The organism is Stenotrophomonas indicatrix, from assembly GCF_002750975.1.
Classification (GTDB): domain Bacteria; phylum Pseudomonadota; class Gammaproteobacteria; order Xanthomonadales; family Xanthomonadaceae; genus Stenotrophomonas; species Stenotrophomonas indicatrix.
Genome location: NZ_PEJS01000001.1, coordinates 149,361 through 173,148 on the forward strand (window position 1 = coordinate 149,361; position 23,788 = coordinate 173,148).

24 protein-coding genes and 1 riboswitch are annotated in these 23,788 nt (G+C 67.9%); of the genes, 11 read left to right on the top strand and 13 right to left on the bottom strand.

Translation table 11 applies throughout. The features are described from left to right. Positions 1-102: 102 nt before the first annotated feature. A complete protein-coding gene (locus CR918_RS00715) occupies positions 103-669 on the bottom strand; it encodes a DUF3016 domain-containing protein (RefSeq protein WP_025878412.1) in 567 nt (188 codons plus the stop codon). Between the two features lie 249 nt (positions 670-918). Between CR918_RS00715 and CR918_RS00720 the strand changes: the two genes are divergently transcribed. Continuing rightward, entirely contained in the window at positions 919-2,904 is a 1,986-nt protein-coding gene (locus CR918_RS00720; RefSeq protein ID WP_223483302.1) for a hybrid sensor histidine kinase/response regulator, read from the top strand. Between the two features lie 44 nt (positions 2,905-2,948). Next, positions 2,949-3,239 (top strand): DUF3247 family protein, encoded by a 291-nt coding sequence (locus CR918_RS00725; protein ID WP_025878414.1) that lies wholly within the window; start codon positions 2,949-2,951, stop codon positions 3,237-3,239. Between the two features lie 197 nt (positions 3,240-3,436). Here the strand turns inward: CR918_RS00725 and CR918_RS00730 are convergent, their stop codons facing one another. Beyond that, complete coding sequence (locus tag CR918_RS00730) at positions 3,437-3,700, bottom strand: hypothetical protein (RefSeq protein ID WP_025878415.1); 264 nt, start codon at positions 3,698-3,700, stop codon at positions 3,437-3,439. 162 nt (positions 3,701-3,862) lie between these two features. Here CR918_RS00730 and CR918_RS00735 point away from each other — a divergent pair, with 162 nt between their 5' ends. The 3 genes from CR918_RS00735 to CR918_RS00745 are packed head-to-tail and all read left to right on the top strand — an operon-like array spanning position 3,863 to position 6,311. Next, on the top strand, positions 3,863-4,933 hold the full coding sequence (locus CR918_RS00735) for a class I SAM-dependent methyltransferase (RefSeq protein ID WP_099841836.1): 1,071 nt from the start codon (positions 3,863-3,865) through the stop codon (positions 4,931-4,933). Continuing rightward, on the top strand, positions 4,930-5,631 hold the full coding sequence (locus CR918_RS00740) for a pseudouridine synthase (RefSeq protein ID WP_032976402.1): 702 nt from the start codon (positions 4,930-4,932) through the stop codon (positions 5,629-5,631). The genes CR918_RS00735 and CR918_RS00740 overlap by 4 nt, the downstream gene beginning before the upstream one ends. Next, positions 5,628-6,311 (top strand): HAD family hydrolase, encoded by a 684-nt coding sequence (locus CR918_RS00745; RefSeq protein ID WP_032976401.1) that lies wholly within the window; start codon positions 5,628-5,630, stop codon positions 6,309-6,311. The genes CR918_RS00740 and CR918_RS00745 overlap by 4 nt, the downstream gene beginning before the upstream one ends. Before the next feature lie 243 nt (positions 6,312-6,554). Here the strand turns inward: CR918_RS00745 and fabB are convergent, their stop codons facing one another. Both fabB and fabA read right to left on the bottom strand, forming a co-directional pair. Further along, positions 6,555-7,763: a beta-ketoacyl-ACP synthase I gene (fabB, locus tag CR918_RS00750; protein WP_080150137.1), complete on the bottom strand. Its 1,209-nt coding sequence runs from the start codon at positions 7,761-7,763 to the stop codon at positions 6,555-6,557. Next, positions 7,763-8,278 (bottom strand): 3-hydroxyacyl-[acyl-carrier-protein] dehydratase FabA, encoded by a 516-nt coding sequence (fabA, locus tag CR918_RS00755; protein ID WP_025878420.1) that lies wholly within the window; start codon positions 8,276-8,278, stop codon positions 7,763-7,765. Before fabA ends, fabB begins: the two co-directional genes overlap by 1 nt. Before the next feature lie 191 nt (positions 8,279-8,469). Between fabA and dinB the strand changes: the two genes are divergently transcribed. Then, positions 8,470-9,564, top strand: coding sequence for a DNA polymerase IV (dinB, locus tag CR918_RS00760; protein ID WP_025878421.1), 1,095 nt, complete (start codon positions 8,470-8,472; stop codon positions 9,562-9,564). 371 nt (positions 9,565-9,935) lie between these two features. Here dinB and CR918_RS00765 read toward each other — a convergent pair whose 3' ends face one another. Further along, positions 9,936-10,847, bottom strand: coding sequence for an MBL fold metallo-hydrolase (locus CR918_RS00765; RefSeq protein ID WP_099841837.1), 912 nt, complete (start codon positions 10,845-10,847; stop codon positions 9,936-9,938). A gap of 173 nt (positions 10,848-11,020) precedes the next feature. Further along, complete coding sequence (locus tag CR918_RS00770) at positions 11,021-11,659, bottom strand: NAD(P)-dependent oxidoreductase (protein WP_033830261.1); 639 nt, start codon at positions 11,657-11,659, stop codon at positions 11,021-11,023. A 105-nt stretch (positions 11,660-11,764) separates the two neighbouring features. On the opposite strand from CR918_RS00770, the gene CR918_RS00775 reads away from it, so the two are divergent. Genes CR918_RS00775 through gph form a run of 3 tightly spaced genes read left to right on the top strand, consistent with a single transcriptional unit; the run spans position 11,765 to position 14,201 of the window. Next, the gene (locus tag CR918_RS00775) at positions 11,765-12,694 is read left to right on the top strand and encodes a LysR family transcriptional regulator (RefSeq protein ID WP_025878424.1); all 930 of its coding nucleotides are present in this window, start codon (positions 11,765-11,767) and stop codon (positions 12,692-12,694) included. Next, positions 12,691-13,482 carry a class I SAM-dependent methyltransferase gene (locus CR918_RS00780; RefSeq protein ID WP_080150131.1) on the top strand — a complete coding sequence of 264 codons (792 nt, stop codon included), beginning with the start codon at positions 12,691-12,693 and terminating at the stop codon, positions 13,480-13,482. Before CR918_RS00775 ends, CR918_RS00780 begins: the two co-directional genes overlap by 4 nt. A 50-nt stretch (positions 13,483-13,532) precedes the next feature. Beyond that, positions 13,533-14,201: a phosphoglycolate phosphatase gene (gene gph / locus CR918_RS00785; protein ID WP_080150129.1), complete on the top strand. Its 669-nt coding sequence runs from the start codon at positions 13,533-13,535 to the stop codon at positions 14,199-14,201. A gap of 78 nt (positions 14,202-14,279) precedes the next feature. Here gph and btuB read toward each other — a convergent pair whose 3' ends face one another. After that, positions 14,280-16,121 (bottom strand): TonB-dependent vitamin B12 receptor, encoded by a 1,842-nt coding sequence (gene btuB, locus CR918_RS00790; protein WP_025878427.1) that lies wholly within the window; start codon positions 16,119-16,121, stop codon positions 14,280-14,282. Between the two features lie 117 nt (positions 16,122-16,238). Further along, positions 16,239-16,459, bottom strand: a riboswitch (cobalamin riboswitch). 176 nt (positions 16,460-16,635) lie between these two features. On the opposite strand from btuB, the gene CR918_RS00795 reads away from it, so the two are divergent. Further along, positions 16,636-17,214, top strand: coding sequence for a histidine phosphatase family protein (locus CR918_RS00795; RefSeq protein ID WP_099841838.1), 579 nt, complete (start codon positions 16,636-16,638; stop codon positions 17,212-17,214). 96 nt (positions 17,215-17,310) lie between these two features. On the opposite strand, the gene CR918_RS00800 is transcribed toward CR918_RS00795, so the two are convergent. Beyond that, entirely contained in the window at positions 17,311-17,673 is a 363-nt protein-coding gene (locus CR918_RS00800; protein WP_025878429.1) for a TfoX/Sxy family protein, read from the bottom strand. Beyond that, the gene (locus tag CR918_RS00805; protein WP_099782695.1) at positions 17,670-18,152 is read right to left on the bottom strand and encodes a GAF domain-containing protein; all 483 of its coding nucleotides are present in this window, start codon (positions 18,150-18,152) and stop codon (positions 17,670-17,672) included. Before CR918_RS00805 ends, CR918_RS00800 begins: the two co-directional genes overlap by 4 nt. Before the next feature lie 66 nt (positions 18,153-18,218). Here CR918_RS00805 and bioD point away from each other — a divergent pair, with 66 nt between their 5' ends. Continuing rightward, on the top strand, positions 18,219-18,911 hold the full coding sequence (gene bioD, locus CR918_RS00810) for a dethiobiotin synthase (RefSeq protein ID WP_099841839.1): 693 nt from the start codon (positions 18,219-18,221) through the stop codon (positions 18,909-18,911). A gap of 65 nt (positions 18,912-18,976) precedes the next feature. On the opposite strand, the gene CR918_RS00815 is transcribed toward bioD, so the two are convergent. The 4 genes from CR918_RS00815 to msrB form a co-directional block, all read right to left on the bottom strand. Continuing rightward, a complete protein-coding gene (locus CR918_RS00815) occupies positions 18,977-20,425 on the bottom strand; it encodes an aminotransferase-like domain-containing protein (protein WP_025878432.1) in 1,449 nt (482 codons plus the stop codon). A gap of 169 nt (positions 20,426-20,594) precedes the next feature. Then, the gene (gene msrA, locus CR918_RS00820; RefSeq protein ID WP_025878433.1) at positions 20,595-21,332 is read right to left on the bottom strand and encodes a peptide-methionine (S)-S-oxide reductase MsrA; all 738 of its coding nucleotides are present in this window, start codon (positions 21,330-21,332) and stop codon (positions 20,595-20,597) included. Between the two features lie 14 nt (positions 21,333-21,346). Then, positions 21,347-23,110, bottom strand: coding sequence for a cytochrome c biogenesis protein DipZ (locus tag CR918_RS00825; RefSeq protein WP_025878434.1), 1,764 nt, complete (start codon positions 23,108-23,110; stop codon positions 21,347-21,349). Between the two features lie 2 nt (positions 23,111-23,112). Then, a complete protein-coding gene (msrB, locus tag CR918_RS00830; protein WP_099841840.1) occupies positions 23,113-23,688 on the bottom strand; it encodes a peptide-methionine (R)-S-oxide reductase MsrB in 576 nt (191 codons plus the stop codon). Positions 23,689-23,788 lie beyond the last annotated feature (100 nt).

Below are 23,788 nucleotides of genomic sequence, written 5' to 3' on the forward strand. Positions count from 1 at the left end.
CCTTGGTCGGCGCTGTGAATGCGTGTCGACCAAGGTCGACACCTACCGGATCGGATCAAACCCTGGTCGGCGCTGCGAATGCGTGTCGACCAAGGTCGACACCTACCGGGCAGCGGTAACGCGTGAGGTCAGCTGGCGCTTCACCCAGTCATCGATCAGGCGCTTTTCATAGCGCAGCGGATCGGTATCGCTCTTCAGGCCGATGTTGTGCAGGTAGCCGCTGTCGCTCAGGCGGGCGTCGCCTTCGTCGATGATGCGCCCGCTGGCGTCCTTCAGCGTGTACTGCAGGGTGATCCGCGGCGGGTAGATGTCGCGCATGATCCGGATGTCGCGGCCACGCGGGCCGTGCCAGGGCTCGTAGTCGCCTGCGCGCTTGACGTCCACCAGGGTCACCTCCAGCGTCTGCCCGGCCTGCAGGGGCTTGGCGGCGCTGGTCTGCACGTAGCGTGCCAGCTGCTGCACCCAGTCCCCGCGTTCGGCCTCGAAGCGGTTGGTGCTCTGGCGGATCTCGGTGAACTTGGCCGGATCATTCCACTGCACGCTGACCGGGCCATCGGCCTGTAGTGCGCGCGGCGCATCGGGCGCGGTTACCGTCCGCGGTGCGGCGGCCACGCTGCCCACGGCAAGCATGCCGGCCAGCAGCAGGGCGGTTGAAAGCGAACCTTTCATGGCAGTCTCCTGCGTCCCCGAAGCGGGGAGGATGATGATCTCGGATCGAGTGTGATCCCGCTGCGGGGCCGCAGCAATGGCCAGTAGCGTCAAATGCGTCAACAGTTGCCGCCAATTCATGGTCGTCAACCCTGACTGACGGCGCTTGACGCTGTGAATACGCACTCTGGAAGATGCTGTACCTCCATCCGGTCTTTTCCTCCCACGCCCTTGTCCACACTGCCGCCCCTCGTGGAGCGCTCACCCTTGATGGTGCCGACGCCCGAAACCGACCTGCACCATGGCGTGCTTGAGCGCATCCACGCAGGTTTCTGTGTGATCCAGGTGCTGTTCGATGGCGACGAGGCGATCGACTACCGCTTCCTCGAGGTCAACGATGCCTTCGAGCGCCACACCGGCCTGAAGGATGCCTGTGGCAAGCGCATGAGCACGCTGGAGCCACACCACGAAGGTGACTGGTTCCGGATCTACGGCGAAGTGGCGCGGACCGGGCGACCGGCCCAGTTCGAAATGGATGCCCGTGCTCTGGGGCGCACGTTCGCCGTGGATGCCGTGCGGGTTGGCCAGCCGGGCGAGGACAAGGTTGGCATCCTGTTCTTCGACGTGACCGCGCGCAAGCAGATGGAAGTGGAACTGGGCGAGAGCGAGGCCCGTTTCAGTGCGTTGGCCGATGGCCTGCCGATGCCGGTGTGGGTACTGGACGAGCGCGGCCACGCCCGCTTCGTCAACAGTGCCTTCAGCGAGTTCTTCGGCGGCGACGAGAACCGGGTGCCGGAAGATGTCTGGCGCGGCCTGGTGCATCCCGACGATGCGTCGGTATTTGAGTACGAACTGCAGGAAGCACTGAAGGCACAGCGTTCGATGCATGCGTTGGTGCGTGCCCGTCGTGCCGATGGGCAGTGGCGCTGGCTGGAAATGAACGCACGTCCGCGCTTCTCGCGGATGGGCCGTTTCATCGGCCTGGCCGGCAGCAGCCCGGATGTCACCGAGCGCCGCGAGATCGAACTGGCGCGCGAGGAACTGCTGCAGTCCGAGCGTGCCGCGCGCAGTGCGGCCGAAAACATGGCGCGGCTGAAGGATGAATTCCTGGCCACGCTGTCGCACGAGCTGCGCACGCCGCTGACCACGATCCTGGGCTGGAGTGAACTGCTGCTGCAGCGCGTGGATTCCACCAGCCCGCTGTACAAGGGCCTGGGCGTGATAGCCAACAGCGCGACCGCGCAGAAGCGGTTGATCTCGGACATGCTCGACCTCAGCAGCATGCTGCTGGGCAAGGTGCAGCTGGAAGTGGAAGTGCTGGACCTGCGCGACCAGTTGAACGAAGCGATGGGCGCACAGGAGCTGGTGGCCGAGGGCAAGGCGCTGGACGTCACCCTGCAGCTGCCGGCACAGCCCTGCCAGGTGCTGGGCGATGCCACCCGGCTGCAGCAGGTGTTCTGGAACCTGTTGTCCAACGCGATCAAGTTCACCCCGGCCGAAGGCCGCATCGACGTGCAGCTGCAGGCCGATGGCAACTATTGGACGATCACCGTGCGCGATACCGGCGACGGCATCGCGCCGGAGTTCCTGAACCATCTGTTCAGCCGCTTCCGCCAGGCCGACGGCACCACCACCCGCCGCCATGGCGGTCTGGGCCTGGGCCTGGCCATCGTGCAGCAGCTGGTCGAGCTGCACGGCGGTTCGGTCAGCGCGGCCAGCGATGGCCACGGTCACGGCTCCACCTTCACCGTGCGCCTGCCGCAGCATCTGCCCGATGCCGAACGGCGTCCGCTGCGCGAGGTCGTCAGCGGTCCTATCCTGGAACCGATGGTGGTCGAACCGTACCCGCTGCGCGGCCTGCATGTGCTGGCGGTGGAAGACCAGCCAGAAGTGCTGGAGTACCTGCGGCGCATGCTGGAAGAGCAGGGCGCGAGCGTGTCCGCCGCCAGTTCGGCGGGCGAAGCGCTGGCGCTGCTGGCCGACAATGGCCACCTGCAGTACCAGGTGCTGCTGACCGACATCGGCATGCCGGGCATGGATGGCTATGGCCTGGTAAGCACGTTGCGGCAGGACCTGGGCGTAGACGCGGCAGCGCTGCCGGCGGTGGCGGTGACTGCGCTGGCGCGTGCCGATGACCGTCGCCGTGCGTTGGCCTCTGGCTTCCAGGAGCATGTGGCCAAGCCGTATTCGGTGGCCCAGCTGGTGGGCGTGGTGCGGCGCGTGCAGGCCACGCGCGGGGACAGCCTGCTGCACTGAGCATTCACGGACGATCGGCGACCCTGCAGTTCAGGAGGCCGCCGATGTCCCGTATTGCTCCCCGTATCCATACTGATTCCGCGCAGATCGCGCGCCTGGAAGCCCTGTTGCCGCAGTTGCAGGGGGAAACCGAGGTGCAGCTGACCCTGCACGATGGCCGACGCCTGCTGGGCACGGTTGCGGTGCAGCCGACGCTGCAGCAGTACCGCAACGACGCCGGCGACGAAGGCAGCAATGGCCAGCTGCGGCTGGACGATCTTGATGCGCCGGTGCAGCAGCATCACGTGTGGCTGGATGAAATCGCCAGCATCCGCAGGTTGCCGCCGAGGCTCTGACGGCAACTGCAGATGGCTGCATCCACGCATGGCGTGGATCTACTGTAGAGCCACGCCACGCGTGGCCGCGATGATCATTCGAGCAGTAGAGCCACGCCATGCGTGGCTGCGATGATCATTACAACAGTAGAGCCACGCCATGCGTGGCTGCGATGGTCATTCGAACAGTAGAGCCACGCCATGCGTGGCTGCGATGGTCAATGTTCGAACAGCGTTGCCGTCGCTTCGAACCTGCGCGCATACGCGCGCTCCTCGGCTACCCGGGTCACTTCATCGTCTGCCAGATCCGGCGCGCCATAGACGGCGTAGGCCACGCTGCCATCGGCGCCGTGACCAACCTGGTGCAGGCGGTAGCGGGAATGGCCGCCGCCGGTGTCCTCCGGGTAATGCACGGGGGGATGGCTGCCTTCCAGGTCCATTTCACTGTTGTCGACGACACCTCCGACGAACAAGGCACGCATGCAGGATCTCCAGGGGTTGCGGGGGAGCTTCTACCCTGAACGCTGGCATGTTGCTGCGGCATCAAGGCAACGTTGAAGTTTCGCAAAGCGGTGGCCGGGGCCGGGGCCGGGGCGGACAAGCCGGTACAATGGACGGCCCTCACGCTTCCAGTACCCGCGCCGATGGCATCCAGCGACGACGCCCCCCTGCAGACCCTGTTCCTGCCGTTCTCCAGCGGCGCCCTGCGCTGGCCGGAGGGCCCGGTGGCCTTCCTGCGCGCCCGTGACGGCTGGCCACTGCGCGAGCAGGCCGGCGGCCGCCAGGTGGATTGCGAGCAGAGCTTCGCCCCGTTCGCGCAGCCGCTGCAGCAGGCCACTGGCTGGACCGTCAGCGGGCAGCTGGATGATGTTGCCGGCCGCGGCCGTTACCCGCTGGTGCTGGTGCTGCCGCCGCGCCAGCGCGAGGAAGCCCGCGCGCTGTTCGCCCGCGCCCTGGCGCTGGTCGCCGAGGGTGGCCGCATCGTGGCCTGCCAGCACAACAACGAAGGTGCCCGCTCCGGCGAAGGCGACCTCAAGCAGCTGGCCGGCCTCGGCGGCAGCCTGACCAAGAACCACTGCCGCGTGTTCTGGACCGCTCCGCTGCAGGGCCAGCACGATGTGGACGTAGCCAAGCGCTGGGGCGCGCTGGACGCGGTGCGGCCGATCGTCGGCGGCCGTTTCCTCAGCCGTCCGGGCGTGTTCGCCTGGGACCGCATCGACCCGGCGTCGGCCCTGCTGGCCGAGCATCTGCCGGCCGACCTGGCCGGGCGTGCAGCTGACCTCGGTGCCGGTTACGGCTACCTGTCGCGTGAACTGCTGGAGCGCTGCCCGAAGATCACCGCGCTGGACCTGTACGAGGCCGAGAAGCGCGCGCTGGACCTGGCCGAACTCAATCTGGCACCGCCACCGCGCCCCGTGCCGCTGCGCTTCCTGTGGCGCGACGTCACCGCCGGTATCGAGCCGGACTACGACGTCATCATCAGCAACCCGCCGTTCCACACGCCCTCGCGTGCGGATCGCCCGGACATCGGCCAGCGCTTCATCGCCGTGGCCGCGCAGGCGCTGCGCCCGGGTGGGCGCCTGTACGTGGTGGCCAACCGCCACCTGCCCTACGAGTACACGCTCAACGAGAGCTTCGGCGCGGTGCGCGTGGTTGCCGAGCGCGATGGCTTCAAGCTGGTCGAAGCGGTGAAGGGCAAGGGGAAGGGCCGGTGAAGCTGGTCAAGCACATCGCCAACCTCGGCTACGGCAGCCGCAAGCAGGTGCAGTGGATGTTCCGCGAAGGCCGCGTCACCGACGCCGACGGCGAGGTGCTGTATGCCGACGACCAGGTGCCGCATGAAGCGGTGCGGGTGGACGGCGAGCCACTGGACCCGCCGGTGGGCCTGTCGCTGGCGATGTACAAGCCGGCCGGCTACACCTGTTCGACCAAGGACAAGGGCCGCCTGATCTACGACCTGCTGCCGCCGCGCTTCCGCGACCGCGACCCGGTGCTGTCCACCGTCGGCCGTCTGGACCGTGAGACCAGCGGCCTGTTGCTGCTGACCGACGACGGCAACCTGCTGCATCGGATCATTTCGCCGAAGTCGAAGCTGCCCAAGGTCTACGAAGTGGAGCTGGCCGAAGACCTGCGTGGTGACGAGGTGGCGCTGTTTGCCAGCGGCACGCTGATGCTGGAAGCGGAGAAGACGCCCCTGCTGCCGGCTGAACTGCAGGTGCTCGGGCCGCGCAAGGCGCGACTGGTACTGCACGAAGGCCGCTACCATCAGGTACGCCGCATGTTCGCTGCCGCAGGCAACCATGTGCAGGCACTGCATCGCAGCCGTGTTGGTGGCCTGGACCTGCAGGGACTGGCCGAAGGGCAATGGCGGCTGCTGACCTCCACCGATCTGGATACGTTGTTCGCTCCATGACCTCCATCGCTGCGCTGCCGTTCCTGCCCGACGCCGTCATCTTCGACATGGACGGCCTGATGATCGACAGCGAGCGTGTGTCGCTTGCATGCTGGAGCGAGGCGGCGGAGGAATTCGGCCTGCCCCTGGATGCCAGCTTCTTCGTGCGCATGGTCGGCCTTGGCGACCGCGACAGCCAGGCGCTGCTGCGCCAGCAGGGTATCGAAGACAGCATGATCGAGGCCATGGCCGCGCGTTGCCATGATCTGTACGAGGAGCGCACGCAGACCGGGCTGCCGCTGCGGCCGGGCATCCTGGAACTGCTGGAGCTGCTGAAGGCGCATGCGGTGCCGCGCGCGGTAGCGACCACTACGCGGCAGCCGCGGGCCAACCGCAAGCTGGCTGCAGCCGGGCTGCTGCCATACTTCGATGCGGTGATCACCAGTGGCGATGTGGCGCGGCCGAAGCCGGCGCCGGACATCTACCTGCTGGCCGCGCAGCGGCTGGGACAGGCGCCGGAACGTTGCCTGGCGCTGGAGGATTCGCCGGCGGGAACCCGTGCCGCGCTGGCCGCCGGCATGACCGTGATCCAGGTACCGGACCTGGTGCATCCCGATGAAGAACTGCGCGCGCTCGGCCACCGCATCGTCGGCTCGCTGGTGGACGCGCACGCCTTGCTGCTGCCGTTGTTGCCGAGGTAACGGTGGGGGATGGTGGGTGCCGACCGTTGGCCGGCACGCTTCACCGTTCTCGCCGGGCATGGCCCGGCGCTACCGCCCTGGCAGGTGCCAACCTTGAACCCGGTGGTGCCACCTTGAACCTGGTGGTGCCACCTTGAACCTGGTGGGTGCCGACCGTTGGCCGGCACGCTTCACCGCTCTCGCCGGGCATGGCCCGGCGCTACCGCTCTGGTAGGTGCCAACCTTGGTTGGCACGCTTTCAGATCACACTCTGCCGAACACCAGCGCCGCGTTGGTGCCACCGAAGCCGAAGCTGTTGGACATCACCGTATCCAGCTTCTGCTCGCGGCTTTCGCGCAGGATCGGGAAGCCTTCCACCCTCGGGTCCAGCTCGCCGATGTTGGCCGAACCGGCCACGAAGCCATCGCGCATCATCAGCAGGCAGTAGATCGCTTCATGCACGCTGGCGGCGCCCAGCGAATGGCCCGACAGCGCCTTGGTCGAGGACAGCGGCGGAATCGCATCGCCGAACACCTCGCGGATCGCACCCAGCTCGGTCACATCGCCCAGCGGGGTCGAGGTGCCGTGGGTGTTGAGGTAATCCAGCGGACGGTCGACGTTCTGCAGCGCCATCTTCATGCAGCGCACGGCGCCTTCGCCGGATGGCGCGACCATGTCGGCGCCATCGGAGGTCACGCCATAGCCGATCAGCTCGGCATGGATGTGCGCGCCACGTGCCACCGCGTGGTCGTAGTCCTCCAGCACCAGCACGCCGCCACCGCCGGCGATGACGAAGCCATCGCGGTCCTTGTCATACGGGCGCGAGGCGCTGGCGGGGGTGTCGTTGAAGCTGGTGGACAGTGCGCCCATCGCATCGAACATCACGCTCATCGACCAGTGCAGGTCTTCACCGCCGCCGGCGAACATGATGTCCTGCGCGCCGTGGCGGATGAGGTCGGCAGCCGCACCGATGCAGTGCGCCGAGGTCGCGCAGGCGGCCGACAGCGAGTAGCTGACGCCCTTGATCTGGAATGCGGTGGCCAGGCAGGCCGACACGGTCGAGCACATCGTGCGCGGCACCATGTACGGACCCACCTTGCGCACGCCACGGCTGCGCAGCAGATCCACCGCACCCACCTGCCATTCGCTGGAGCCACCGCCGGAACCGGCGATCAGGCCGGTGCGCAGGCCGCTGACCTGTTCCGGGGTCAGGCCCGCATCGGTGATGGCATCGGCCATCGCCAGGTAGGCGAAGGCAGCGGCATCGCTCATGAAGCGCTTCTGCTTGCGGTCGATCAGCGCATCCAGATCGAGGTCGACGCGACCGCCGACCTGGCTGCGCAGGCCGGCTTCGGCGTGGTCGGCCAGCGCGGTGATGCCGGCGCGGCTTTCACGCAGGGCGGCCGAAACGGTATCCAGATCATTGCCGAGGCAGGAGGTGATGCCCATGCCGGTGATGACGACGCGACGCATCAGAAGCTCCCGGTTTCGGTGAACAGGCCCACGCGCAGGTCGCGGGCGTTGTAGATCTCGCGGTCGTCCACGTACATGCGTGCGTCGGACTGGGCCATCACCAGCTTGCGGTTGATGACGCGGCTGATGTCGATCTCGTAGCGCACCAGTTTGGCGTCGGGCAGCACCTGGCCGGTGAACTTCACTTCGCCGCAGCCCAGGGCGCGGCCCTTGCCGGGGGCACCCAGCCAGGTCAGGAAGAAGCCGGTCAGCTGCCACATGGCATCCAGGCCCAGGCAGCCGGGCATCACCGGGTCGCCGATGAAGTGGCAGCCGAAGAACCACAGGTCCGGGCGGATATCCAGTTCGGCGCGTACCATGCCCTTGCCATGCGGTCCGCCGTCCTCGCGGATTTCGGTGATGCGGTCGAACATCAGCATCGGGTCGTTGGGCAACCGGCCGGCGGCAGCGCCGAACAGTTCACCGCGTGCGCTGGCCAGCAGCTGGTCGCGGTTGAACGCGTGGAGACGAGTCATGGAAAGCGCAATCCTGGAAGCGAAAACAAGGCAACGAGTTCCCGAGGATGCACGACGGATCAGGCGGATATCAAACCGCGTCTCCGTACGCGTGCGTAGTGTTTTCAGCTGAAACCACGCATCCCGTTGATGCACAACGACCATACTTCGGCGTCTGGACCGGTACGGTGCGGGTATCATGTGGGCCAACCATGAACGCACTGCGCAAGATCATCCACGTCGACATGGACGCCTTCTACGCGTCGGTGGAGCAGCGTGACGATCCGTCACTGCGCGGCAAGCCGGTGGTGGTGGCATGGCGTGGTGCGCGTTCAGTGGTGTGTGCCGCTTCGTACGAGGCGCGCGTGTTCGGTGTGCGTTCGGCGATGCCGGCACTGCGCGCCGAGCGCCTGTGCCCGGACGCGGTCTTCGTGCCACCGGACTTCGCGCGTTACAAGGCGGTATCGCGCCACGTGCGCGAGATCTTCCTGCGCCATACCGACTTGGTCGAGCCGCTGTCCTTGGACGAGGCCTACCTGGACGTGACCGAGCCGAAGAGTGGCATCGAACTGGCCACCGACATCGCCCGCACCATCCGCGCGCAGATCCGCGAGGAAACCAACCTGACCGCTTCAGCCGGGATCGCGCCGAACAAGTTCCTGGCCAAGATCGCCTCGGACTGGCGCAAGCCCGACGGCCAGTTCGTGATTCCGCCGCAGCGGGTGGACGCATTCCTGCTGCCGCTGCCGGTGAACCGCGTGCCCGGCGTGGGCAAGGTGATGGAAGGGAAGCTGGCGGCGCGCGGCATCGTCACCTGCGGCGACCTGCGGCAATGGACGCTGCCGGACCTGGAAGACGCCTTCGGCAGCTTCGGGCGCAGCCTGTACAACCGCGCACGTGGTGTCGACGAGCGGCCGGTCGAACCGGACCAGCAGGTGCAGTCGATCTCTTCGGAGGACACCTTCGCCGAGGACCTGCTGCTGGAAGACCTGAGCGAGGCGATCGTGCAGCTGGCCGGGAAGACCTGGCAGGCCACGCGCAAGACCGAACGTATCGGCCACACGGTGGTGCTGAAACTGAAGACCGCGCAGTTCCGCATCCTCACCCGCAGCTTCACCCCCGAACGCCCGCCCGAGTCGATGGAAGAACTGCGCGACATCGCGCTTTCATTGCGCGCCCGCGTAGATCTACCCGCCGACACTCGCTATCGGCTGGTCGGCGTCGGCCTCGGCGGTTTCCGCGAAAAGGAAGCCGTGGTGCAGGGCGAATTGTTCGAGCACGCAACGAACGATTCCCCACGGACCTGATACATGTGTCGACCAAGGTCGACACCTACCAACAGCCGCGTGCCGACCAACGGTCAGCACCCACCAACAGCAGCGGGAACCTGTCGAAGGCGGGGTGGGTCCGGTTGCGGGGGTGTCCGCGGCATGGATGCCGCGGCCAAGCCCCCAAGGGTGAGGGCGCTTTGCTTGCGAAGCACTGCTTCGCAAGCGCCCGAACGCACAGCCGCCAGCGGCTGGGCCGGTCTGGGGGTTTACGGCGTCCCCCGCAACCGGACCCACCCCGCCTACCCACGGAATGCCTGCTGTTGCTTTGGCTTTGAGGTTGCCGGCCAGCGGCCGGCACTACCGTTTCGGCGGGTGCAGGGCGCAGCCCTGCAAAAGAACCCCCTACCTTACGGCCACTGCATCTCGCCCTTGGCCACCTTCGCACTCAACTCCAGCGACGCCACGCCCGCCAGCTGCGGATAGCGCGCCTGCATCGCCTTCACCAACGCAGCGCTGTCCTTGGCCTTGGCGGTTTCAACATCGAAGGCACGGATGTAATCCGCGGTGAAGCGCAACGCACTGGCATCCAGTGGCGCCCCCTCCGCGTAATGACCGGGCACCACCACCTTCGGCTTCAGCGCCTGCAGCTGCTGCAGCGTGCGCAGCCAATCGGCATGCGACTGCGGCGTCTGCGTATCGGCCATCCACACGTGCTCGCCGGCCACCACCGGAATGCCACCGACGATCGCGCGCAGCGACGGCACCCACAGCACGCTGCGGTCCGGCGTCGGGCCATCCAGGCCGATCAACGGCAGGCGCTGGCCTTCCAGCTGCAGTGCATCGCCTTCCAGCACTGCGGGCACCACGATGCGTGCGGGAGCGTCGGCGCCCATCTTCGGCCCCCAGTACGCCAGCTTGCCGGCCTGGGATTCACGGATGTGCGCCACGGTCTGCGCGGTGGCGACGATGCGCGCCTGCGGGAACGCATCCTGCACGGTGGCCAGGCCGAAGTAATAGTCCGGATCGCCATGGCTGATGTAGATGGTGGTCAGCCGCTTGCCGCTGGCACGGATCTGCTCGACCAGCCGGCGTGCATCGCCGGCAGCAAACTGCGCGTTGACCAGGATCGCGTCGTTGCGCCCTTCGATCAGCACCGAGGACACCGAGAACATTGCCTGCGGGCCGGGATGGAAGGTCTGCAGGTGCAGCTGGGATTTTGCAGCGCTGGCGGGTGCAGGCGCGGCCGGTGCGGCCAGCAGCGGGGCGCTGGTGAAGCTGGCAGCCAGCGCGAGAGGAAGCAGCAGGGCAGCAGTACGCATGGGAGGTGTCCTTGGAGTGTCGAGCCGAGCGTTGGCTATGCCGGGCGTCCTTGCCCGGCCCCCTACGGGCCGTCGCAAGCGACGTTGGCAACGGCTCCTGCCGTTGCCTTCGGCTTTACAGGTGGGTAGCGCCGGGCCATGCCCGGCGGGCGGTCAGGCCGGCGAGTGCGCGATCAGTACGCCGCCGTGATGATCTGCCTGGGGTGCTTGTGCGCTTCCAGTTCGGCGACGAACGCGGCGCCGTAGTCGGCGTAGCTGATGCGGCTGTGGCCGCTGGCATCGGCGAGGAAGGCCTTGGGCTGCACGCGGTACTGCCCACGCTCTTCACCTGGGCCGATTTCGGCGGCCGGCGAGAAGAAGGTCCAGTCCAGGTCATCCACCGCCTGCAGGCGGTTGAACGCTTCGCGGTGGGCAAGCGCGTAGGGCTTGTAGGCCTCCGGGAAGGTGGGAGTGTCGACCAGCTGCACGCCGGGGGCGACTTCCAGGCTGCCGGCGCCGCCGACCACGACCAGGCGCGGCACGTTGGCCTTGCGGGCGGCGTTGGCCAGTTGTGCGGCAACCTCGCCGACGCGACCGATGTCGTCGCCCGGGCGCGGGCCGTAGGCGCTGGCCAGCACATCGTGGCCGGTGATGGCGGCGACCAGGGCGTCCTGGTCATCCAGCGAGGCGATGACCGGATGGGCACCGGCCAGCTCGGCCGGCAGGTCCTGCGCGCTGCGCACGATGACGGTCAGTTGATGGCCGTTGGCCAGCGCGTGGCGGGCGATCTGGCGGCCGATGTTGCCGGTGGCACCGACGAGGGCGATCTTCATGGCAGGACTCCGTGGGGTGGTGGCTGGGAATGGGGCCACTGTAGGCCGCTGCAGTCGCTCGAAAAACAGCGTATAACGCGCTTGTTTGTTGCATGGATCGAGCAGATGGACCGATTGACCGCCATGACCGTATTCGTCGAAGTTGCCGAGCGCGGCAGCCTGACCGCCGCCGCCGAGGTGCTGGACATGTCGCGGGCGATGGTCAGCCGCTACCTGGCCGAGGTGGAGGGCTGGCTGGGCGCGCGGCTGCTGCACCGGACCACGCGGCGGGTCAGCCTGACCGGGGCCGGTGAAGCCGCGCTGGCGCGTTTCCGGCAGATGCTGGCGATCGGCGAGGAACTGCAGGGTGAGCTGGCCAGCGACGATCCCGAGCCACACGGCACGCTGCGCATCACCGCCAGCGTGTCGTTCGGGCAGAGCCATCTGGCGCGTGCGGTGGCCGCCTTCGTGCAGCGCCATCCGGCCGCACGCATCGAACTGCTGCTGGTCGACCGCATGGTCAACCTGGTGGAGGAGCGCGTCGACCTGGCCGTGCGCATCGCGCGGCAGATCGATCCCAGCCTGATCGCACGTCGTTTGGCGATCTGCCGTTCGGTGCTGTGCGCGACGCCGGCCTACCTGCAGGCGCGTGGCACGCCGACCGCGCCCGAACACCTCGCCGTGCACAACTGCCTGACCCATCACTACGTCGGCAAAAGCCTGTGGCAGCTGCATCGCGAAGGGCGCTCGCTGTCGGTGGCGGTGGGCGGCAACATCAGTGCCAATGAAGCATCCCTGTTGCTGGAGGCGGTGCGCGCCAATGCCGGTATTGCCATGTTGCCGACCTACCAGGTCGCACCGTTGCTGCGCAGTGGTGAGCTGATCGAACTGCTGCCCGAGTACAGCCTGGACGAGCTGGGCATTCATGCCGTATACGCCTCGCGCCGGCAACAGCCCGTTATCATGCGGCGATTCCTGGATTTCCTCGCCGAGTGCTTCGCCAGCCCGGCCTTCCAGGATCTGGACTGGCGCCCTTCGGGCAAGGAGAACACATGAACCATGGACAGGCGTTGATCGACCACAACCGTGCTGCCTGGGACCGCCAGGCCAGCGAGGTGCGCGAGTGGTCGCGACCGGTGGATGCCGAAACGATTGCCGCCGCACGCGAGGGACGCTGGCAGGTACACCTGACGCCGCGTGCGTTGCCGCTGGATTGGCTGGGCGATGTGCGTGGCAGGCGCATCCTGTGCCTGGCCTCGGCCGGTGGCCAACAGGCACCCGTGCTTGCCGCGGCAGGCGCCGAGGTGACCGTGTTCGATCTTTCCGACGGGCAGCTGGCGCAGGACCGCGCCGTCGCCGACCGCGACGGTCTGTCGCTGCGCACCGTTCAGGGTGACATGCGTGATCTGCAGGCCTTTGCCAGCGACAGCTTCGACGTGGTGTTCCATCCCATATCGAACCTGTACGTGCCCGACGTGCGTCCGGTGTGGGCCGAGTGCCGCCGGGTGCTGGCACGCGATGGCCTGCTGATGGCCAGCTTCTACAATCCGGTGGTGTTCGTTGCTGCGCGTGATGCACAGCTGAGCGAGCAGGGCCTGATCCGCCCGCAGTACGCGATTCCCTATTCCGACCTGGAAGACCTGGAGCCCGCCGCGCGCGAGGCCAAGCTGGCCCGTGGCGAAGCGTTGACATTCGGCCACAGCCTGGGGGATCTGATCGCCGGGCAGCTGGATGCCGGGTTCGTCATCGACCGCTTCATGGAAGACTGGCAGCCGCAGCCGCGCTTCCTGATCGACCGTTACCTGCCGACCTTCCTGGCCACCCGCGCACGCCGGATCGGCTGAAGACGCGGGCGTACAATGGGCGGCCCCACGTTTCACGAGTGAGCCGTCCCTTGTCGTATCCCTATCCGCTGGTCGTGTTCGACCTCGATGGCACGCTGGTCGACAGCGCCGCCGATATCGCCGAAGCACTGAACCGCACGCTGGAAGACATCGGCCTGGCGCGCGTACCCGAAGCCACCGTGCTGGGCTGGATCGGCGACGGCGTGCGCCGGCTGGTCGAACAGGCCGTGCAGGCCGCCGGGCGTCAGATCGATCTGGCAGCGGTGATGCCGACCTTCATGGTCCATTACCGCGAATGCCTGCTGCGCAGCCCGCAGCTGTTCGCTGGCGTAGTGGACGCGCTGGCGCAGTTGCGCGCGTTGAACGTGCCGCTGGCCATCTGCACCAACAAGCCGGCCGCGCTGGTGCCGCCGTTGCTGCAGCACCTGGGCATCGCCGATGCCTTTGCGCTGGTGCTGGGTGGTGATTCGCTGCCGCAGCGCAAGCCCAGTGGTGAGCCGTTGCGGCATATCGCCGCGCACTTCGAACTGCCCGTCGATGCGTGCCTGATGGTTGGCGATTCGCTCACCGACTATCGTGCTGCCGAGGACGCCGGCATGCCGATCGCGCTGGTGCGCTACGGCTATCCGCGAGGACTGGACCTGGAAAACGCGCAGGCCGTCGCGGTAATCGACGACCTGCGTGAACTGCCGGGATTGGCTGCGGTATCGGCGACCTGACCCGCCGGTAGCGCCGGGCCATGCCCGGCGGCCCTTCGATCTGGCGCCCCGACGCCGGGCATGGCCCGGCGCTACCACTTACCTGGGCTGGTAACGCACGCTCAGCTGATACTCGCGGCCTGGCTGGTTGAACCACGCCACGGTTTCGTACTCGCGGTCGAACACATTGGCCACCCGCGCCAGCACCGACCATGCCGGGGTCAGCGCGTATTCGGCGCGCAGATCCAGCGTGCCGTAGCCGCCGACCTTCACCGCGTTGGCGGCATCGTCGTAGCGCTTGCCCGCGCCCTGTACGGTCAGGCCGGTGCGGAAATCACCGAAACGGCGGTCGATGTCCAGGCGCGCGGTCTGCTGCGCACGGCGTGCCAGCCAGTTGTCGAACTGCGCGCTGCCGTTGGTGCGGTTGCGCGGGTCGGTGAAACTCAGCTGCGCGTTGATGTCGAAGCCGGCCACGGTGGCGCCGCCGGTCAATTCCGCACCGCGGATGCGTGCCTTTTCGACCTGCTGCATGCGGAAGGTGGCCGCGTCGTAGGTGATCAGGTCATCGATGCGGGTTTCGTACACGTCCAGGCCCCAGCGCCAGCCCTGGCCCTGCTGCGAGATGCCGAGATTGGCACTCTTGGACTTTTCCGGGTCCAGCGTCGGCACGCCGCTCCACGGGTCGTACAGGTCGCTGAAGGTCGGTGCCTTGAACGCGGTGCCGTAGCTGGCGTTGACGCGCAGGCCGTGGCCCAGCTCCATCGCCCAGCCGAGGCTGCCGGTGGCATGGTTGCCGAACTGCTGGTTGTCATCATTGCGTGCGCTGGCCTGCAGCTGGTGACGGCCGAAGCGCGCCTGGTACTGCAGGAACACGCCGGTGTTGCGACGGCTGTCGACCAGGTAACCGGCGCTGCTGCCATCCAGGTTGTCCTCGCTCCAGTCCACGCCGGCGCTGAGCAGCTGGCCTTCGGCAATACCGATGTCGGCCTGCAGCGAAGCGCTGTCGCGGTGCGTCTGTGCGCTGCCGCGTGCACCGAAATCACCGAAGTTGTCGGACTCGTTGTCGCTGCGGCCGACGTTGGCGGTCAGCGTCAACTGCTCGGACGGGGTGTAGCGCACCTTGCCGGCCAGCACCTGCTGGCGGGTCTCGGAGTAGTTGTAGTAGCCGTCGTAGTGGTTCTTGCCGTCGGCACGCAGGGCGCTGCCTTCCACGGTCCACTGGTCGCTCAGGTTGTAACCACCGCGCAGGCTCTTGGACAGGTTGCGGTAGCCATCGCGGTCGGGTTCATCGGCAAAGCAGCCGGTGAACAGCGTGGCCGAACCGCGGCAGGCATCGATGCCATCCGAATGCTGGTAGGCGATGTCGGCGCCGAACCAGCCGCGTTCGGTGCCGCCACCGATGCCGCCGCTGGCTTCACGCAGGCCATTGCTGCCGCCGCCCAGCTGGAAGTGCGGAGCGAAATCACCCTGGTTGCGGCGGGTGAAGATCTGGATCACGCCGCCGATGGCGTCGGCACCGTACAGGCTGGACTGCGGGCCGCGCACGATTTCCACGCGCTCGATCTGTGCCAGCGGCAGATCCTGGTACATCGCCAGGCCGAGGTCGGCGCTGTTGATGCGCACGCCATCGACCAGCACCACGGTATGCGAGGAATTGGTGCCACGCAGGAACAGCGAGCTCTGCTTGCCCAGGCCACCGGCATTGGTCAGGTTGATGCCGGCGCGGCCCTGCAGCAGTTCCTGCAGGGAGGTGGCCTGGCTGGATTCGATCTGCGCGCGGTCGATCACCTGCGCAGGCGCAATGCTGTCCTGCAGGGCGATCGGAGTACGGGTAGCGGTGACCAGCACCTGGTCGAGGTCGGCGGCGCCATCATCGGCCAGGGCCAATGCAGGAAGTGCGGCCAGCACGGCCAGGGACAGCATTCGGGACTGCAGTTTCATCGGGGGACTCCAGGTGCCGCGCACGCCCGCGCAGCGAAGGGGAGGAGTCACAACAGGCAGGCACGCGCCGATGCCGCGGCCATCGCCACAGACATCCAGCGCCATGCCCACCGCATCGCGACCTGAGGCTTCCGGGCCGGTCTCCGGGCTCGCCGCCGGGTGGCCCGAGGCCACCGTCCAGGCGCCTTCCCATGCCTGCGGCACAGTGGCGGGTTGCCTGGAATTGACGTGCTTACCGTTGCGGGGGCAGCGCCGGCATGGCGTGTTGTCACGCGTCACCGGCTTCCCGTTTCAACCTGCCGGCAGGGCCGCAGGTCACCTGGAAGTGCGCGCAGTCTACGGCATCGCGGCCGGCCCGTAGCGTCGAACCCGCACGACTGAGCAGGCGCGGATGCACCTGCACGGTGCAGCAGACCTGCGCCAGCGCCTAGAATGCAGCTCGAATTATCGTGGTGCCGTTGCCGATGTCCGTCTGTTTTCCGCTGTTCCCGCGCCGCCCTGACTGGGCACGCGCATGATCCTCGACCTGGTCCGCCATGCCGGCAACGGTCGCGATGAGTTCCTCGATGGCCGCAGCGATCCGCCGCAGCTGGCCCGCCTGCCGCAGGAGCTGGTCGATGCCTATGCCGGGCAGTCGTGGGAACGGGTGATCAGTTCGCCGCGCCTGCGCTCGCTGCATACGGCGATGGCACTGGCCACACCGCGCGCGCTGGATGTTGAGGCCGACGAGGAGTGGGAAGAGCTGGATTTCGGCGACTGGGATGGCCAATCGTTGTTCGATCTGCCGGAAGAGGCGTTGGCCGCGTTCCACGCCGATCCGCACGCGTTTCCGCCGCCGCATGGCGAAAGCTGGGGCCACTTCGAACGGCGCATCGCACGCGCGCTGGATCGCCTGCTGGATGACGACGACCCGCCGCCGACGGTCGTGGTCAGCCACGGCGGCCCGCTGCGCATGGTGCTGTCGCTGGTGTGCGGCCTGCCGATGTCGCTGTGCTGGGCGCTGCGCATCGACCACGGCACGCGCCTGCGCGTGTGGGTCGAGCGCGGTGAAGCGGGGCTGGTGGGCGAGCTGCTGGAGCTGCAGCAATCCTGACGAATCCGGTAGCGCCGGGCCATGCCCGGCGCTACCGATCACGCATCACAGTGGTGGTGCCGGCCGGTGGCCGGCATTCCCAGCAACGCGGAGGCCTCAATCCTCGTCGGCGCTTTCGGCCGTGCTTTCTTCGCCGTCGTCCTCGGCGTCGAAGCGCTGCTCATGCACCGGGCCCGATGCCGGACCTGCCGCCTTCAGCGGATGCACGGCAATGCGCGCTTCGTAGTCCTGCACCAGCGCCGTACGCTGCGGCTCGCTCAATTCCTGCCAGTGGCAGTCCAGCAGCGCACCTTCCAGCGAATACAGCAGGTTGAGGCTGGGCTTGAAGCCGGCACGCTTGACCTTGACGAAGGCACCAACGGCACCGATGGCAACCAGGTCCTCGCGGCTGCGCAGGCCCACCTGGCGCAGCCATGCCGCACTCTTCGGGCCGATGTTGCGCAGCTTGACCGCGCTCACGGCAACGCCCCGACGAACACCTCGGCGATGGCTTCCAGGCCGGCCTGGTCCTCGGCATCGAAGCGGCCAACGACCGGGCTGTCGATATCGAACACGCCGATCAGCTCCCCACCGCGGAGCAACGGCACCACCAGTTCCGAGCGCGATGCGGCGTCGCAGGCGATATGGCCGGGGAAGGCGTCCACATCTTCGATCCGCTGGGTAACGCGCTGGCTGGCGGCCGCACCGCACACGCCCTTGTCCAGCGGAATGCGTACGCAGGCCGGCAGGCCCTGGAACGGACCGACCACCAGTTCCTTGCCGTCGTACAGGTAGAAGCCCACCCAGTTCAGGTCGGGCAGGGCGTGGTAGACCAGTGCAGCGAGGTTGGCCGCATTGGCGATGCGGTCGGACTCGCCGTAGACCAGGCCACGGGCCTGTTCCAGCAGCTGGGCGTATTGTTCCGGCTTGCTGCCGGTGAGCGAGGCGTTGGCGAACATGGCCGCAGTCTAGCAAGCGTGCCGGGCCAGCGATAATGGGGCTCTGTTGCCCCGCTGGAGCCTGTGATGTCCCTGCCTGCCACGTTGCCGACGGTCCTGTTCGTCACCGGCACCGATACCGAGATCGGCAAGACCGCCGCCAGTACCGCGCTGCTGCACGCGCTGCGCCGGCGCGGCCTGCGCGCGGTGGGCATGAAGCCGGTGGCCAGCGGCAGCCATGACGCGGGGCAGGGGCTGCGCAACGACGACGCGCTGGCATTGCAGGCCGCCAGCCTCCCGGTGCCTGACTACGCCGATCTGAACCCCTACGCATTGCGCCAGCCGTTGGCGCCCGAACTGGCGGCCGCAGAAGATGGCGTGCGCATCGAACTGGCCCCGATCGTGGCGGCCTTCGAACGCCTGCGCGCACAGGCCGACGTGGTGGTGGTCGAAGGCGTGGGCGGCTGGCTGGCGCCGTTGTCGGCGCAGCTGGACCAGCTTGACCTGGTACGTGCGCTGCGGCTGCCGGTGGTGCTGGTGGTCGGCATGCGCCTGGGCTGCGTCAACCATGCGCGGTTGACCGCACACGCGCTGCAGGCCAGTGGCGTGGAGTGCCTGGGCTGGATCGGCAACCACATCGATCCGTCGATGCAGCGCCAGGATGAGAATTTCGCGACCTTGCAGCAGCGTCTGCCGATGCCCTGCTGGGGCCGGCTGCCGCATCTGCCGGGCGCCGATGGTGAAGCGTTGAGCGCGTATCTGCACAGCGACCACAGGTAGTGCCGGCCGCTGGCCGGCAACTGCACGCGTTTCACCACCTCGAGGTTGCCGGCCAGCGGCCGGCACTACCGTGTTGCCGCCACCAGCTCCCGTGCGATCGCACCCAGCCGTTCCACCGCAGCGATGAAGCGCGCGTCCAGGGTCTGGCAGCACGACAACCGCAGGCAATGCCGGTAGCGCGCGCCACGCGAATACACCTGGCCCGGCATGAACACGATGTCCTCTGCCAATGCGCGCTCGAACAGCTCCCGGGTGTCTACGCCAGGCAGCTCCAGCCACAGCAGGAATCCTCCCTGCGGCTCGGTGGCGCAGGTGCCGGCCGGGAAATGCTCGGCCACCAGTTGCCGCAGGCGACCGACCTGTTCGCGGTACAACCGGCGCATGCGATGCAGGTGGTGCTCGTAGCTGCCCGCTTCCAGGTAGGCCGCCACCGCATCACCGAGCAGCTGCGGTTCGCCGCCGGTGGACTGGAATTTGAGCAGCGCGATGCGTTCGGCGAAGCGGCCGCCATCGAGCCAGCCGATGCGGTAGTCCGGTGCCAGCGTCTTCGAGAATCCACCGACCACCATCACCCAACCGTCGCGGTCGAACGCCTTCAGCAACGGCGCCGGCGGCTCGCTGAACTGCAGTTCGGCATACACCGCGTCTTCGATCAGCGGCAGCTGGCGTGCGTTGACCAGCTCGGCCAGGCGCTGCTTGTCGGCGATCGGCATCGTGCAGCCCAGCGGGTTGTGCACGGTCGGCATCACCACCAGCGCCGCAAGAGGGGTGTGCTCCAGCAGTGCTTCCAGCGCATCCACGTCCAGGCCGCGCTGCGGATGGGTGGGCAGTTCGATCGGCTGCAGGCCCAGCGTGGTCAGCAGGGGATACAGGTTGAAGTACGAGGGTGCTTCGATGCCGACTGCATCGCCGGGTTGGGTGACCGCGCGCAGTGCCAGTTGCAGTGCTTCCATCGCACCATGGGTCAGCAGCAGGCGTTCGGGGTGGGTATGCAGGCCCATCCGCGGGCCACGCCGCACGATCTGCGCCAGCAGGCGTGGCGAACCATTGGGACGGGCGTAGGTCTCCACGGTCTGCTGGCCATGGCGCAGTACCTGCGCGGTGTGCCGGGCCAGCTGCGCACCCGGGTAGAACTGGCGCCCACGCGGGCCGGCAAAGGCGAGGTCGATCACGCCGGGGCGCCGCTGCGCTTCCAGCACCCGCGCCATCAGCACCTGCTGCAGCGGGGCGGTGGGCGCCGACGGCGCATCGCGCAGCGAGCGCTGCGGAACCGACAGTCGCGGCGCGACTTCGAAGCCGGCCTTGGGTCGCGGAATGACCAGACCGGCGTCTTCCAGCTGACGGTAGGCCGCGATCACCGTGTTCAGGCTGAGCTGGCGCTGCGATGCCATCTGCCGCAGCGACGGTAGCCGGCTGCCGACCGGCAGGCGCCCGCCGTGGATGGCTTCAGCCAGCTCGTCCGATAGCCGCTGGTAGCGGGGAGGAATCATCGTGGTGGCGTCTTCTGTATCCATCGACCTGGCCCACATCTGGTTCTGTACCCATGATGCTGACGAGCCTAGCATGTCGTTGTCGGCCGGGCCTGATCGGGGCCGGGTCGATACTTCCCAAGCGCACGGCCCTGTGGCCGTGCGTCTTTTTCATGCCGTGGTGGTGGCCAGCGGCCGGCCCCACCATGGGGTGTCAGCGCATCGGCACCAACGCGGGATCGCGGCGGTACAACGCCGGGAACTGCTTGCCCAGCGCGGTCAGCTTGGGCGCGTCGTAGTAGCGGATGTACGCGGCCTGCGGGTAGTTGCTCATGTAGTTCTGGTGGTAACTCTCGGCCGGGTAGAAGCGCTGGCCGCTGCTCACCTGGGTCACGATCGGCGCGCGGTAGCTGCCTGCCTGGCCGAGCTGGCCGATGTACGCACGGCTTGCTGCCTGCTGGCGCGCGTCTTCGGCGAAGATCGCCGAGCGGTACTGGCTGCCATGATCGGGCCCCTGGCGGTTGAGCTGGGTCGGGTCGTGCACCACCGAGAAGAACACCTGCATCAACTGTCCATAGCTGACCTGGCGCGGGTCGTAGTCCACCTTCACCGCTTCGGCGTGGCCGGTGCGGCCACCGCTGACGCGTTCATAGCGGGCGTCGGCGGCACTGCCTCCGATGTAACCGGACACCGCGTTGCTCACCCCTTTGACGTGCTGGAACACGCCCTGCACGCCCCAGAAACAACCGCCGGCGAAGACCACGCTGGCGTGGCTTGCGTCATCGCGGAACGCCGCATCACCGCTGGGCGCAGGCAGAGCCTGCAGCTGTGCGGTGGGCTCGGCCGGGGCGGCGATCGCGCTGTGGTCCACCAGCAGCACACCCGCGACCAGCGCGGTGGCGACCAGGCCGGCGACGCCGGCGGCAATGCCCTGTTCGAAGGAGAGTTTCATCGTGTGCTCCCGGTTCAACCGAAGGTGAAGGCGTAGGCCTGCACGCCTGCGTCGAGGAATTCGATCTCGAAACGATGCGGACCGATCGTGCCGCGCTGGCGGATCAGCTGGTACAGGCGGTGCTCGTTGACGGTGCCGGTGCCATCGGCGGCCACGTCGGCGCCGGCATCGGCCGCGGGCAGTGGCTTGCCATCGAGCAGCACGCGGAAGCGCACCGGCTTGCCGTCCTCGCCCGGTGCCAGCACCAGATGCAGGTCGCGGGCGTGGAACTGGAACGCGATGCGGCCGCCGGCCTGCTGCAGTTGTGCAGCCTCATCGTTGACCCGCCACTGTCCGGACAGGCCCCATTGGTTCAGCGCCAGGGTGGACGGCAGCGTGTAGCCGAATGCTGCGTCGGCGCGCTGCCCGCCCGGCGAGGCGAACTGCTCGGCTCGTGCGTGGCCCAGGTAGGTTTCCGGCGAGCGCAGGTTGCCCATGTCGGCCTGCGTGGCCACGCCCTGCAGGTCAGCCGCGGCCGGATCAGCAGGCGGCGGCAGCTCGGTCTGCCCGGCTTCCACCAGCAGGCGGCGGATCACCTGTTCGGAGTGCGCGTAGTTGCCCTCGCCGAACTGATGCCCGCGGATGTTGCCCTGCGCATCGACGAAGTAGTGCGCCGGCCAGTAGCGGTTGTTGAACGCGCGCCAGATCGCATACTGGTTGTCGAGTGCGACCGGGTACTCGACCTTCAGCTGCTGCACGGCCTTCATCACGTTGCGCGGGTCGCGCTCGAACGCGAATTCCGGGGTGTGCACGCCGATCACCACCAGGCCATGGTCGCGGTAGCGCTGCGCCCATTCGTGCACGAACGGCATCGCACGCAGGCAGTTGATGCAGGAATAGGTCCAGAAGTCGATCAGCACGACCTTGCCATGCAGCTGCTCGCGGCTCAGCGGCGGGCTGTTGAGCCACCCGGTGGCGCCGTCCAGCGTGGGTAGCGTTCCTTCCACCGGCAGCGGCGCGCCTGCCTGGCCGGCTGCCATCATCATCATCGGTGGTGCTGCCGGCTGCGTGCCGGGCACGGCATCGAGCAGGCCCTGTTCGATGCGTGCGGTACTGACCGCGGACAGGCGGGTCAGCAGGCCGGTGTCCCAGCCCAGGCCGATCGCCACAACCGCCAGCAGCGCGGCCACGCCGAGCACCCGGCGCACCACATTGCCCAGGCCGAGCCGGGCCTGCAGTGCGCGGAACACACGGCCGCCCACCCACACCGCCAGCGCCAGTGCGGTGACGGCGCCCAGCGCGTAGGCCAGCAACAGCGAACTGGTGCCGACACTGGCGCCGTTCAGGGCGGCACCGGTCAGCACCAGGCCGAGAATCGGACCGGCGCAGGGGGCCCACAGCAGGCCAGTGGCGATGCCGATCAGCAGCGAGGTCCAGGCGCCGCCACGGCCAGCCGCATCCGCGGCGTCGGCACGTGCGCTCAGGCGCGCGCCGATGCGCTGGAACGGCGCCAGCAGGTGGTCGGCCAGGGTCGGCCACAGCAGCGCGATGGCGAACACCGCCATCAGTACCAGTGCCACCCAGCGGCCGACCTGGTTGGCCTGCGCCACCCACTGGCTGCCGACCGCCGCCAGACTGGCGACCACGGTGAAGGTCAGTGCCATGCCCAGCAGCAGCGGCAGGGTGCTGCGCAGGAAAGGACGATCAGCGCGTGCGAACACGAACGGCAGCACCGGCAGGATGCACGGGCTGAGCAGGGTCAGCACGCCGCCGAGATAGGCAAGCAGCAACAGCAGCATCATCAGGCTCCAGAAGCAGGGGAAGAACCGACCGGCACGCGCCAGCCGCCAGCGGCGTCCTGTTGCGCAGTCCCGGGCATGAACGCCATCGCGGCGCCGTTCATGCAGTAGCGCAGTCCGGTCGGCCGCGGGCCGTCGTTGAACACGTGGCCGAGATGGCCGCCACAGCGGCGGCAATGTGCTTCCACCCGCAACATGCCGAAGGTGGTGTCACGGTCCTCGCCGATGGCGTTGTGCAGCGGCGCCCAGAAGCTGGGCCAGCCGGTGTGGCTTTCGAACTTGGTGGACGAAGAGAACAGCGGCAACGCACAGCCGGCACAGGCGAACGTGCCCTGCCGATGTTCCTTGTTCATCGGGCTGCTCCAGGGGCGCTCGGTGGCCTGCTGGCGCAGCACGGCGTACTGCGCCGGGCTCAGCAGCCGGCGCCACTCGGCATCGCTGCGGACCACCTCGAACTGTCGCGCAGGCCGTGCCTCGGCAGCGGCCGGGGCCGCGCGGCTGCACGCGCCCAGGCCCAGCAGGCCGGCGGCGGTGACAGCACCGCCCAGGCCCAGCAGATGGCGGCGGGTGAGGGACATGGTGGACTCCGGGAAGGGGCGACGGGGCCATGCTGCGCCCCCTCCGGTCAACGAATCCTCACGCAGGATTCAATTTTTCGTGAGGTATCCACGTCGCTCC

What these genes read in the sequence shown, in the direction of transcription:
- CR918_RS00715 (WP_025878412.1), bottom strand. Translation starts at nt 669, where the DNA reads ATGAAAGGTTCGCTTTCAACCGCCCTGCTGCTGGCCGGCATGCTTGCC.
- CR918_RS00720 (WP_223483302.1), top strand. Translation starts at nt 919, where the DNA reads ATGGTGCCGACGCCCGAAACCGACCTGCACCATGGCGTGCTTGAGCGC.
- CR918_RS00725 (WP_025878414.1), top strand. Translation starts at nt 2,949, where the DNA reads ATGTCCCGTATTGCTCCCCGTATCCATACTGATTCCGCGCAGATCGCG.
- CR918_RS00730 (WP_025878415.1), bottom strand. Translation starts at nt 3,700, where the DNA reads ATGCGTGCCTTGTTCGTCGGAGGTGTCGTCGACAACAGTGAAATGGAC.
- CR918_RS00735 (WP_099841836.1), top strand. Translation starts at nt 3,863, where the DNA reads ATGGCATCCAGCGACGACGCCCCCCTGCAGACCCTGTTCCTGCCGTTC.
- CR918_RS00745 (WP_032976401.1), top strand. Translation starts at nt 5,628, where the DNA reads ATGACCTCCATCGCTGCGCTGCCGTTCCTGCCCGACGCCGTCATCTTC.
- fabB (WP_080150137.1), bottom strand. Translation starts at nt 7,763, where the DNA reads ATGCGTCGCGTCGTCATCACCGGCATGGGCATCACCTCCTGCCTCGGC.
- fabA (WP_025878420.1), bottom strand. Translation starts at nt 8,278, where the DNA reads ATGACTCGTCTCCACGCGTTCAACCGCGACCAGCTGCTGGCCAGCGCA.
- dinB (WP_025878421.1), top strand. Translation starts at nt 8,470, where the DNA reads ATGAACGCACTGCGCAAGATCATCCACGTCGACATGGACGCCTTCTAC.
- CR918_RS00765 (WP_099841837.1), bottom strand. Translation starts at nt 10,847, where the DNA reads ATGCGTACTGCTGCCCTGCTGCTTCCTCTCGCGCTGGCTGCCAGCTTC.
- CR918_RS00770 (WP_033830261.1), bottom strand. Translation starts at nt 11,659, where the DNA reads ATGAAGATCGCCCTCGTCGGTGCCACCGGCAACATCGGCCGCCAGATC.
- CR918_RS00775 (WP_025878424.1), top strand. Translation starts at nt 11,765, where the DNA reads ATGGACCGATTGACCGCCATGACCGTATTCGTCGAAGTTGCCGAGCGC.
- CR918_RS00780 (WP_080150131.1), top strand. Translation starts at nt 12,691, where the DNA reads ATGAACCATGGACAGGCGTTGATCGACCACAACCGTGCTGCCTGGGAC.
- btuB (WP_025878427.1), bottom strand. Translation starts at nt 16,121, where the DNA reads ATGAAACTGCAGTCCCGAATGCTGTCCCTGGCCGTGCTGGCCGCACTT.
- CR918_RS00795 (WP_099841838.1), top strand. Translation starts at nt 16,636, where the DNA reads ATGATCCTCGACCTGGTCCGCCATGCCGGCAACGGTCGCGATGAGTTC.
- CR918_RS00805 (WP_099782695.1), bottom strand. Translation starts at nt 18,152, where the DNA reads ATGTTCGCCAACGCCTCGCTCACCGGCAGCAAGCCGGAACAATACGCC.
- bioD (WP_099841839.1), top strand. Translation starts at nt 18,219, where the DNA reads ATGTCCCTGCCTGCCACGTTGCCGACGGTCCTGTTCGTCACCGGCACC.
- CR918_RS00815 (WP_025878432.1), bottom strand. Translation starts at nt 20,425, where the DNA reads ATGGATACAGAAGACGCCACCACGATGATTCCTCCCCGCTACCAGCGG.
- msrA (WP_025878433.1), bottom strand. Translation starts at nt 21,332, where the DNA reads ATGAAACTCTCCTTCGAACAGGGCATTGCCGCCGGCGTCGCCGGCCTG.
- CR918_RS00825 (WP_025878434.1), bottom strand. Translation starts at nt 23,110, where the DNA reads ATGCTGCTGTTGCTGCTTGCCTATCTCGGCGGCGTGCTGACCCTGCTC.
- msrB (WP_099841840.1), bottom strand. Translation starts at nt 23,688, where the DNA reads ATGTCCCTCACCCGCCGCCATCTGCTGGGCCTGGGCGGTGCTGTCACC.